This window comes from Dietzia sp. HMSC21D01 (assembly GCF_001815995.1).
GTDB lineage: Bacteria > Actinomycetota > Actinomycetes > Mycobacteriales > Mycobacteriaceae > Dietzia > Dietzia cinnamea.
Genome location: NZ_KV823822.1, coordinates 8,527 through 18,708, shown reverse-complemented (window position 1 = coordinate 18,708; position 10,182 = coordinate 8,527). Strand labels below are relative to the sequence as shown.

Annotated in this window: 8 protein-coding genes and 2 pseudogenes; 4 read left to right on the top strand and 6 right to left on the bottom strand. The window is 70.6% G+C overall.

Features of this window, described 5'->3' with window-relative positions; translation table 11 throughout:
• The 4 genes and pseudogenes from HMPREF3086_RS04935 to HMPREF3086_RS04920 form a co-directional block, all read right to left on the bottom strand.
• Positions 1 to 250: pseudogene (locus HMPREF3086_RS04935) on the bottom strand (hypothetical protein); the annotation flags it as partial.
• Between the two features lie 77 nt (positions 251 to 327).
• Positions 328 to 1,341, bottom strand: coding sequence for a ketol-acid reductoisomerase (gene ilvC, locus HMPREF3086_RS04930; RefSeq protein WP_007627159.1), 1,014 nt, complete (start codon positions 1,339 to 1,341; stop codon positions 328 to 330).
• 54 nt (positions 1,342 to 1,395) lie between these two features.
• Positions 1,396 to 1,902, bottom strand: coding sequence for an acetolactate synthase small subunit (ilvN, locus tag HMPREF3086_RS04925; RefSeq protein WP_070720486.1), 507 nt, complete (start codon positions 1,900 to 1,902; stop codon positions 1,396 to 1,398).
• Positions 1,899 to 3,794 (bottom strand): acetolactate synthase large subunit, encoded by a 1,896-nt coding sequence (locus HMPREF3086_RS04920; protein WP_083324311.1) that lies wholly within the window; start codon positions 3,792 to 3,794, stop codon positions 1,899 to 1,901. Before HMPREF3086_RS04920 ends, ilvN begins: the two co-directional genes overlap by 4 nt.
• Positions 3,795 to 4,076: 282 nt before the next feature.
• Here HMPREF3086_RS04920 and HMPREF3086_RS17910 point away from each other — a divergent pair, with 282 nt between their 5' ends.
• Positions 4,077 to 4,511, top strand: a complete 435-nt coding sequence (locus HMPREF3086_RS17910; RefSeq protein ID WP_141764000.1) for a PH domain-containing protein — start codon at positions 4,077 to 4,079, stop codon at positions 4,509 to 4,511.
• On the opposite strand, the gene HMPREF3086_RS04910 is transcribed toward HMPREF3086_RS17910, so the two are convergent.
• Positions 4,407 to 5,933 (bottom strand): YhgE/Pip domain-containing protein, encoded by a 1,527-nt coding sequence (locus HMPREF3086_RS04910; protein WP_246830909.1) that lies wholly within the window; start codon positions 5,931 to 5,933, stop codon positions 4,407 to 4,409. The genes HMPREF3086_RS17910 and HMPREF3086_RS04910 overlap by 105 nt on opposite strands.
• A gap of 93 nt (positions 5,934 to 6,026) precedes the next feature.
• Here HMPREF3086_RS04910 and ilvD point away from each other — a divergent pair, with 93 nt between their 5' ends.
• The gene (gene ilvD / locus HMPREF3086_RS04905; protein WP_070720479.1) at positions 6,027 to 7,865 is read left to right on the top strand and encodes a dihydroxy-acid dehydratase; all 1,839 of its coding nucleotides are present in this window, start codon (positions 6,027 to 6,029) and stop codon (positions 7,863 to 7,865) included.
• A gap of 86 nt (positions 7,866 to 7,951) precedes the next feature.
• Here the strand turns inward: ilvD and HMPREF3086_RS04900 are convergent, their stop codons facing one another.
• A complete protein-coding gene (locus tag HMPREF3086_RS04900) occupies positions 7,952 to 8,782 on the bottom strand; it encodes a DoxX family protein (protein ID WP_070720477.1) in 831 nt (276 codons plus the stop codon).
• 66 nt (positions 8,783 to 8,848) lie between these two features.
• Between HMPREF3086_RS04900 and HMPREF3086_RS04895 the strand changes: the two genes are divergently transcribed.
• Both HMPREF3086_RS04895 and HMPREF3086_RS18440 read left to right on the top strand, forming a co-directional pair.
• Positions 8,849 to 9,874, top strand: coding sequence for a PQQ-dependent sugar dehydrogenase family protein (locus HMPREF3086_RS04895; RefSeq protein WP_070720473.1), 1,026 nt, complete (start codon positions 8,849 to 8,851; stop codon positions 9,872 to 9,874).
• Between the two features lie 92 nt (positions 9,875 to 9,966).
• Positions 9,967 to 10,182: pseudogene (locus HMPREF3086_RS18440) on the top strand (hypothetical protein); the annotation flags it as partial.

The window sequence follows — 10,182 nt, the reverse complement described above, 5'->3', positions numbered from 1 at the left end:
CGACCGACGCCGCCGTGGCCTGGGCGGCCTCGTCCGGCGCGGCCACCACGACCACCGGCGCGGACTCCACCAGCAGTCGCGTGGCCTCCACACCCGAGCCGTCGGCGTCGGCGGCGATCCGGACCCCGTCCGCCTCCACCGCCCGCATCCCGGGGGCGTCACCGTCCTCCGGCGACCCACAGGCCACCGTCGTGGCGGCCAGGGAAATGGCGAGGACCGCCGCACCCACACCTCGGTTGATGTGACGCACGGCGGTCCTCCTACAGCTGTCGGGAATCGATCCCGGTGGACCCTACAGGGGCCTCACACGAGATGCTTCCGCAACACTCAGGCGGTCTCCGTGATGGGACGGTCGACCCAGCTCATGAGGTCGCGCAGCTTCTGGCCGGTGACCTCGATCGGGTGCTCCGCGTTCTCCTTGCGCAGCGCCTCGAGCTCCTTGTTGCCGCCCTCGACGTTGGCCACGAGGCGCTTGGTGAACTCGCCGTTCTGGATGTCCGCGAGGATCTCCTTCATGCGCTCCTTGGTGCCGGCGTCGATGACGCGCGGGCCGGAGAGGTAGCCGCCGAACTCCGCGGTGTCGGACACCGAGTAGTTCATGCGGGCGATGCCGCCCTCGTACATGAGGTCCACGATGAGCTTGAGCTCGTGGAGCACCTCGAAGTAGGCCAGCTCGGGCTCGTACCCGGCCTCGACCATGACCTCGAAGCCCGTCTTGACGAGCTCCTCGGTGCCTCCGCACAGCACGGCCTGCTCACCGAACAGGTCGGTCTCGGTCTCGTCCTTGAAGGTGGTCTTGATGACGCCGGCGCGGGTGCCGCCGATCGCCTTGGCGTAGGACAGCGCGAGCGCCTCGCCCTCGCCCTTGGGGTCCTGCTGCACGGCGATGAGCGCCGGGACGCCCTTGCCGTCGACGAACTGACGACGCACGAGGTGGCCGGGGCCCTTCGGCGCGACCATCGCGATGGTGATGTTCTCGGCCGGCTTGATGAGGCCGAAGTGGATGTTGAGGCCGTGGCCGAAGAACAGCGCGTCGCCGTCGTTCAGGTTGGGCTCGATGTCGTCGGCGTAGATCTGCGCCTGCGAGGTGTCGGGGGCGAGCAGCATGACGACGTCGGCCCACTTGGCGGCCTCGGACGCGGTCATGACCTTGAGGCCGGCCTCCTCGGCCTTCTCGCGGGACTTGGAGCCCTCGCGCAGGCCGATCACGACCTCGACACCGGAGTCGCGCAGGCTCAGCGAGTGCGCGTGGCCCTGCGAGCCGTAGCCGATGACGGCGACCTTGCGGCCCTGGATCAGCGACAGGTCCGCCGAATCGTCGTAGAACATCTCCACTGCCATGGTGGATTCCCTTCGTTTGTTATCGGTAAGTCGAAACCGGGTTACTGGTCGAGACTATCGAGTGGTGGTGATGGACTTGGGACCGCGTCCGAGCGCGACCATCCCGGACTGGACGATCTCGCGGATGCCGTAGCCGTCGAGCATCCGCAGCAGCGCGTCGAGCTTGTCCGGCGTGCCGGTCGCCTCGAGCGTGAGCGACTCGGGCGAGACGTCGACGATGTGCGCGCGGAACAGGCTGGCGATCTCCACGATCTGCCCGCGGTTGGTGGCGCCGGCACGGACCTTGACCAGCGTGAGCTCGCGGGCCACCGAACCGGCCGGGTCCTGCTCGACGATCTTGATGACGTTGACCAGCTTGTTGAGCTGCTTGGTCACCTGCTCGAGCGGGAAGTCCTCGACGTTGACCACGATCGTCATACGCGACAACCCGTCGGTCTCGGTCGGGCCGACGGCCAGCGACTCGATGTTGAACCCGCGCCGGGAGAACAGCGACGCGACGCGCGCGAGCACGCCGGGCTTGTCCTCCACGAGCACGCTCAGGGTGTGGGAACGAGCGCTCACTGATCCTCCTCCTGGCCGGCGATGACGGCGGCGTCGATGCGCTCGGTCATCTCGTGGATCTCCGAGGCCTCGTCCGCCGCGGAGTCGGTGTCGTCGAACAGCGGCCGGATGTCCCGGGCCGCCATGATCTCGTCGTTGGACGTCCCGGCCGCGACCATCGGCCAGACCTGCGCGTCCTTGCCCACGATGAAGTCGATGAGCACCGGCCGGTCGTTGATCTCGCGCGCCTTGGCGATCACGTCGTCCACGTCCTCGGCCCGCTCGCAGCGCAACGCCACGCAGCCCAGCGCCTCGCCGAGCTTGACGAAGTCGGGGATGTGCATGGAGTGCGTCGACAGGTCGGTCTGCGAGTACCGCTCCTCGTAGAACAGCGTCTGCCACTGCCGGACCATGCCGAGGTTGCCGTTGTTGATGAGCGCGACCTTGATCGGCGCACCCTCGATGGCACAGGTGGCCAGCTCCTGGTTGGTCATCTGGAAACAGCCGTCGCCGTCGATGGCCCACACCTCGGCGTCCTGACGGCCGAACTTGGCGCCCATCGCGGCGGGCACCGCGTAGCCCATGGTGCCGAGGCCGCCCGAGTTGAGCCACGTGCGTGGCTTCTCGTACTTGACGAACTGGGCCGCCCACATCTGGTGCTGCCCCACGCCCGCGCAGTACACCGCGTCGGGGCCGGCGGCCGCGCTGAGGCGCTCGATGACGTACTCCGGCGACAGGGACCCGTCCGACTGCGGCGCGTACCCCAGCGGGTACTCGTCCCGGATCTCGTCCAGCTCGCCGACCCACGCGGACGGCGCGTCCAGCGCCCCGGACTCCCGCTCACCGCGGAGCGTCTCGACGAGCTCGACCAGCACCTCCTTGATGTCGCCGACGATCGGCACGTCGACCGCACGGTTCTTGCCGATCTCCGCCGGGTCGATGTCCGCGTGGATGACCTTCGCGTCGGGCGCGAACGTGTCGAGGCGCCCCGTGACCCGGTCGTCGAAGCGCGCCCCGAGCGTGACCAGCAGGTCGGAGCGCTGCAGTGCGGCGACCGCGGCGACCGTGCCGTGCATGCCGGGCATGCCGTAGTGCAGCCGGTGCGAGTCCGGGAACGCCCCGCGGGCCATGAGCGTGGTGACGACGGGGATGCCCGTCAGCTCGGCCAGCGCCATGAGCTCCGCCGAGGCGTCCGCCTTGATGACGCCGCCGCCGACGTACAGCACCGGTCGCGTCGACCGCGCGATCATCCGGGCGGCCTCGCGGATCTGCTTGCCGTGCGGCTTGGTGACGGGCCGGTAGCCGGGGAGCTTCATCTCCGGCGGCCACGAGAACGTCATCTCGCCCTGGAGGACGTCCTTAGGGATGTCCACCAGCACGGCACCCGGACGGCCCGTCTGGGCGATGTGGAACGCCTCGGCGATCATCCGCGGGATGTCGTCGCCGTGGGAGACCAGGAAGTTGTGCTTGGTGATCGGCATCGTGATGCCGGAGATGTCGGCCTCCTGGAAGCCGTCCGTGCCGATGAGGGAGGTCCCCACCTGGCCGGTGATCGCCACGACCGGAACCGAGTCCATCTGTGCGTCCGCGAGCGGCGTCACCAGGTTGGTGGCACCGGGGCCCGAGGTCGCCATGCAGACGCCGACCCGACCGGTGGCCTGGGCGTAACCGGTGGCGGCGTGGCCCGCACCCTGCTCGTGCCGGACGAGCACGTGCCGGACCTTGGCCGAGTCGTAGAGCGGGTCGTAGACCGGCAGGATCGCCCCGCCGGGAATGCCGAAGACCACCTCGGTGCCGATCTCCTCGAGGGACCGGACGACGGCCTGCGCGCCCGTCATCCGCTCGGGGGCCGCTGGGCGGGCCTTCTGGTCTGTGCCCGGACGGGGCCCGGGCTGTGCCGTTGGTGCGCTCACTTCAACTATCCTTCATGCTGGTCGTGGAGCTTGTCGTTCGTCGCCTCACCCGGTCCGGTGGGACCGGTGGAACCTGGCAACAAAAAACCCCCGACGGCCACATGGGGCCGGCGAGGGTGCGCGTCGGGGGAAAGCCAGGTTGCGGCTCAGGCGCCGACGCGCCGGCCGAGTACGAGACCGTTCCAGGTGTTCACGCGGCCCAGACTAGGCCCCGGCCGTCCGTAGCGTCAACTCGTGGAACGCCGATCCCACATAGTGGACCGTGCGAGACTGGAGGGCATCATGAGCGCCCCATTCAGAGCCCCCGTGCCGGAGTCGACCCCGCGCGACCGCGCCCTCTTCCGCGTCAACCCCATGTCCTACATCGTCATCGCCATCCTCGTCGTGGCGATCCTCTGGCCCGTCGCGGCCTACCCGCTGGCCCTCGGCTGGCTGGTGCTGATCCCGGTGGGCTTCGCCTGGTGGGTGGCCAGGACCCGCACCCGGCTCGACGAGCGCGGGGTGCACCTGTCGACCTGGCGCTCCCGGCGCTCGGTCCCGTGGGACCAGGTGAAGGGCGTGATGTTCCCGAAGAAGGGCTTCGCCCGGCTCGTGACCACCTCGGACGACTCCCTACCGATGGGCGGCGTGTCGTTCCACGACCTCCCGCGCCTGTCCGCCGCCAGCCGGGGCCGCATCCGCGACCCCTACGCCGCGCCCGGACGCGAGCAGCCCTGATCCGCCCCGGCCGGCCGGCACCCGGTCGGCCACGGCCTGCCGGCGCATCCCCATGCGCTCGTACACGAGGGTGACCGCGATGCCCACCACGAGGCCGCCCACCGTCCAGGCGCCGAGCACCCACACGGCGTGACCGAGCCCGGCCTCCCAGCCCGAGTCGAAGAACATGATCGAGCGCAGGCCGAGATAGGCCTGGTGCATCGGCTGCAGGTCGCCGATGGTGACGAAGACGGGCGGCAGCATCTGCGTGGGCGTCGCCCCGCCGGAGGTGGGGATCCCCAGAACCACGAACAGCACGAGGTTGACCAGCAGTCCGGCGTTGCCGATCGCGGCGATGATGGTGTGCGCGCAGACCCCCACCGCCACGATCACGAGGTTCGAGAACCAGAACATGTGCCACGGGTCATACCCGCTGATGCCGAGGATGTCCGCCACCCACAGGCACAGAACCGACACCAGCGGAGCGGTGACGAGCGTGACCGCCCACTTCCGCACGAGGGTCTGGACCCGCCCGAACGGCGCCACGTGGACGTGATGGGCGAACGGCCCGATCTCCAGCGGGATGAACCCGAGTCGGGCGTCCAACAGCGCCGAGATGATCATCGCGCCGGTGAACCCGGCCAGGATGACGACCAACGCGTAGAACATCGGCAGCGACGCGTTGGAGACGCCCTCGGGCAGCGGGTTCCACGCGGTGACGTCCACCCTGATCGGGTCCTGGACCGCGAGCGCGGCCGCCGCACCCACCGATCCGCCCTCCGCCTCCGCCAGGAGCTCGGCGTCCTCCAGCAGGCCGGGTCCCACGCCCTCCCGGAACGACTCGCGCATCCGGTCGGCCATCGTGTTCATCACCTGGCCGGAGACGATCGACACCCGCGGTGAGTACTGGAGTTCCACGCGGGCACGGTCCGGCACGGGCCCGCTCCGCCCCGCCTCCGTCGCGGCCGCCTCGACCAGTCCGACGACCCCCTCGCTCAGGTCGGCAGGTATCCGCAGGGCACCGAAGTACGTTCCGTCCCGCAGGCCGGCCTCCGCGGTGGCGGGGTCCACCATGTGCAACCGGACGGTGCCCCAGTCGTTGTTCTGGATGAGTCCCGCCGTGATGCGGGTGCCGACGTCGATCCGTCGCGGGCCGATCGGTGTCTCGAGCGTCGCCGCCTCGTCCGAGTTCACCACGGCCACGGGGATGTGTCGGGCGTGGGCCTGCGGATCCGCGGTGCCGCCGATGTACATGAAGGCCAGGACGAAGAACAGGCCGCAGACGACCGCGACGGCCCCTGCGGAGTGCGAGACGAACTCCCGGATCCCGCCGGTGTGGCCGGAGTCGCTCAGTCCATCCCCCTTCTCGTCGTGGGCGGTCGGGCCGGGCGGCCGACCGCGAGAAGAGTAAACCCACACCGGGGCGTATCGTGGGGAGGTCACGGCCGGTCCGGGGCGCCGCCGTCGGCGCGTCCGGGACGCCCCGCGGGGCAGCCCCTCCGGCCGCCCGCCCCCTTCGAACCGGATCGAGGTCCCATGCCGCCCCTGAGGTCACGAACCAGTACCGCCGGACGCAACGCCGCGGGGGCCCGGGCCCTCTGGCGTGCGACCGGTATGACGGACTCTGACTTCGGCAAGCCGATCATCGCGATCGCCAACTCCTACACGCAATTCGTGCCCGGCCACGTCCACCTGAAGAACGTGGGCGAGATCGTCGCGGAACAGATCGCGGCGGCGGGCGGCGTGGCGCGTGAGTTCCACACCATCGCGGTCGACGACGGCATCGCCATGGGGCACGCCGGGATGCTGTACTCGCTGCCGAGCCGCGAGATCATCGCGGACTCGGTGGAGTACATGGTCAACGCCCACACGGCCGATGCGTTGGTGTGCATCTCCAACTGCGACAAGATCACGCCGGGCATGCTCAACGCGGCCATGCGGCTGAACATCCCCACCGTGTTCGTCTCGGGCGGGCCGATGGAGTCGGGCTTCTCGGTGGTCGTCGACGGCGTCGTCAAGGCCGGTTCCGATCTCATCACCGCCATCTCCGCCTCGGCGAACTCCGCCGTCGACGACGAGAACCTGGACGCCATCGAGCGGTCGGCCTGCCCGACCTGCGGGTCCTGCTCGGGCATGTTCACCGCCAATTCGATGAACTGCCTCACCGAGGCCCTGGGGCTGTCCCTGCCGGGCAACGGCTCGACGCTGGCCACACACAGTGCGCGCCGCGAACTGTTCGCCGAGGCGGGTCGTCTCATCGTGGACCTGTGCACGCGCTACTACCGCGACGAGGACGACTCGGTGCTCCCCCGCTCGGTGGCCACCAAGTCGGCTTTCACCAACGCGATGGCGCTCGACGTCGCGATGGGAGGCTCCACGAACACGGTGCTGCACATCCTCGCCGCCGCCCAGGAGGGCGAGGTCGATTTCGACCTGCACGACATCGAGGAGGTCTCGGGGCGGGTGCCGTGCCTGGCCAAGGTCGCCCCGAACTCGGACTACTACATGGAGCACGTCCACCGGGCCGGCGGCATCCCCGCGATCCTCGGCGAGCTGTACCGCGGTGGCCTCTTGCAGACCGACGTCCACTCGGTGCACTCGCCGTCGCTCGAGCAGTACATCGCCGATTGGGACATCCGCAGTGGCACGGCCACCGAGAAGGCCGTCGAGCTGTTCCACGCCGCCCCGGGCGGGGTGCGCACGATCGAGCCCTTCTCCACGGACAACCGGTGGGAGTCGCTCGACACCGACGCGGTGGGGGGCTGCATCCACTCGGTGGAGCACCCGGCGACCGCCGAGGGCGGCCTCGTCGTGCTGCGCGGGAACATCGCCCCCGACGGGTCGGTGTTCAAGACCGCGGGCGTGTCCGAGGAGAACTTCCACTTCTCGGGGCCGGCCAGGGTGGTCGAGTCCCAGGAGGAGGCGGTGTCGGTCATCCTCAACAAGACGCTGCAGGCCGGCGAGGTCCTGGTGGTGCTCTACGAGGGACCGGCCGGGGGCCCGGGGATGCAGGAGATGCTGCACCCGACCGCGTTCATCAAGGGCGCGGGCCTCGGCACGAAGTGCGCTCTCATCACCGACGGTCGGTTCTCGGGCGGTTCCTCGGGGCTGTCGATCGGCCACATCGCGCCCGAGGCCGCCTCGGGCGGCCCGATCGGCCTGGTGCGTGACGGCGACATCGTGACGATCGACGTGGCCACGCGGTCCATCTCGGTGGCGGTGGACGACGACGAGTTGGCCCGCCGCCGGGAGGAGAAGGGTCCGCTGCCGTGGCGGCCGGCGAACCGGGACCGGAAGGTCTCGGCCGCCCTGCGCGCGTACGCGTCGATGGCGTCGTCGGCGGACAAGGGCGCCGTCCGGATCCTGCCGGACTGATCGCGGCTGCGGGCCGACCACCGTCGAGTGGTCGGTCCGCAGAGACCAGTGCGCTCAGTCGGCGGCGCGGTCGGTCGGCGGCGCGGTCAGCCCGCTGTGACCGGTGCGCTGTCGGCGGACGACGTCAGCGGATTGGTGCCGTTGAGGAAGTACCACACGAGTCCGGCGAGCACGACGACGATCACCAGCCAGACGATCCCGCTGAACCGCGGGCGGTGCGACCATCCCCACTTGCGGTCGGCGGCCCACCGCCCGGGTCCGGTGAAGAGCAGTGTCAGAAGTGCGGCGGCGTAGAGGATCGACGGCTCGAGTCCCCGCGAGGTGTCGCTGAGGACGGGGATGGGGTCGGCCCCGGTCAGCCGGACCGCGATCCCGAGTCCGATCATCCCGAGGAGGCCGGCCGCGGCGATGGGCGTCGCCAGTCCCACGACGAGCATGACTCCCGCGACGAGCTCGACGGTTCCGCCGGCGATCGCCAGGGCGCGGGCCATGTCGAACCCCGAGTCGGCGAGAGTCTGGGTGAACCCGTCGATCCCGGGGCCACCGAACAATCCGGCGAGCTTCTGCAGGCCGCGCATCGCCAGCAGGACGCCCACCGCCAAACGGAGGACGAACAGTCCGAGGTCGATGGTCCCGCGCCTGCCGATATCGTCGCGGGGGGCGGGCGCGATGGTGGTCGGCTGCTCGCCGAACGGCAACGGCGCGGACATGTCGTATCCACCCGACTCGGAGAACTGCGAGTAGTCGGTGCGCCCGGCGGCCGGGAACGCTGTGGTGGCGGTGTCCCCCGTCCCGCCGCTCGCGCCCGTTCCCGCACCCGGCCCCGGACCCTTGGTGCCGGGCACGTCGAGCGGGTAGTCGACGTCGTGGATGATCTCGGTACGGGCGTCGTCGTCACCGCGCTTTGAGGAAGTCACCTCTCGACTGTAGGCCGGGGCCGCCGCGGGGACCCGTAGGACACGGCGCGCCGTACTCTGGTCGGCATGAGATCGCTCGCGCTCGTCCTGGCGCTCACCGTCGCGGTGTCGGGCTGCGCGAGGTTCGACGATCGCCTCGAGGCCCCGTTCACGCCGGCCCCGGGTCCGGGGGCGGGGGCCGCGCCGCCGCCGAGTGCACCCGGCGCTCCGTCTCCCCCACCGACCTCGACCTCCGGGGAGCCCGAGCCGAGCCCCGAGACCGGTCCGTGCGTGGACCCGGACCCCGCGGTGATCGCCACGTGTCTGGGCCCGGCCGTCGCCGTGGCGGGTCTGGGTGAACGGGCGCTGGTCGCCGAGTCGACGGGTGCGGTGCGGATCGTCTCGCCGGACGCGGAGCCGGAGGATTTCGGGCGGGTGGATCCGCGGGGCGGTCGGGTGGCCGCGGTCGCGCCGTCCCCGGATTTCGCCCAGGACCGGTTGGTGTATCTCCTCGTCGTCGGCGATGGACCCACCCGCGTCGAGCGCCTGGCACGCGGCGATGCTCCCCGCACGGTCGCGGAACTCGCTCCCGCCGAGAGCGGCGGGCTCGCGTTCGTCGCGGACGTCCTCACCGTCGGCGTCGGGTCGGAGCTCGTGCGGTTCCCGTCGTTCACGGGGATCGGTCGCGCCGAACGGCCCGAGGTGATCGCGCGTGATCTGGGTGGTATCCGGGCGCTGTGCGTCCACGACGACGAGGTGTACCTCTCCACCGTGACCGACCGTGGCGCCGCCCTCCGCGCCCCGGATCGGATGGTGTGGACGTGGCCTGACCAGCGTGCCGCGGGCGGGTGTGCGGCCGGCGAGGGGACGCTGGCGATCGCGCTCCCGGATGCCGAGCGTGTCGACACCCTGCAGACCGCCGGCGGCGCCGCGCGCGGTCAGCCCGAGGCTCTCGCGGAGGGGCGCTACGGGCGGCTCACCGGCCTCACCGTGGTCGGCGAGGGCATCCTCCTGGCCGGGACCACCAACAAGGCCGGCGGCTCCCCTATCGCGACCGACGACCGGGCGGTCATTCTGCCCGACTCCGGCGGCGGAGGCGACGCCCGCATGTAAGTTCGTATCGAACCCTTGTGCGATCCTCGCGCTTTAGGTAAACTTGTTCTCATGTTCGAGTGATGGCGCGACGCGGGCGGGGGGTGACCGGGGTGGAGACGACGACGGCGAGGGCGTTCGGTCTCGGCGCGCTGCGCGCGGTGGGGGAGCCGTTGGAGTCGTTGGACGCCTCGGCGCTGAGCGAGGTGGCGCGGTCGGTGACGCTGGCGCAGAACCTGGCCGGGGCCACCCGGCTGCATGCCGCGTACCTGCTGGTGGAGAGTTTCAAGGCTCTGGATGAGGCCGCCCACGGCGAGCCCGGCACCGAT

Excerpts from the sequence above, each read along its gene's own strand:
- HMPREF3086_RS04895 (WP_070720473.1), top strand. The coding sequence starts at position 8,849 with ATGAGATCGCTCGCGCTCGTCCTGGCGCTCACCGTCGCGGTGTCGGGC.
- HMPREF3086_RS17910 (WP_141764000.1), top strand. The coding sequence starts at position 4,077 with ATGAGCGCCCCATTCAGAGCCCCCGTGCCGGAGTCGACCCCGCGCGAC.
- ilvC (WP_007627159.1), bottom strand. The coding sequence starts at position 1,341 with ATGGCAGTGGAGATGTTCTACGACGATTCGGCGGACCTGTCGCTGATC.
- ilvD (WP_070720479.1), top strand. The coding sequence starts at position 6,027 with ATGCCGCCCCTGAGGTCACGAACCAGTACCGCCGGACGCAACGCCGCG.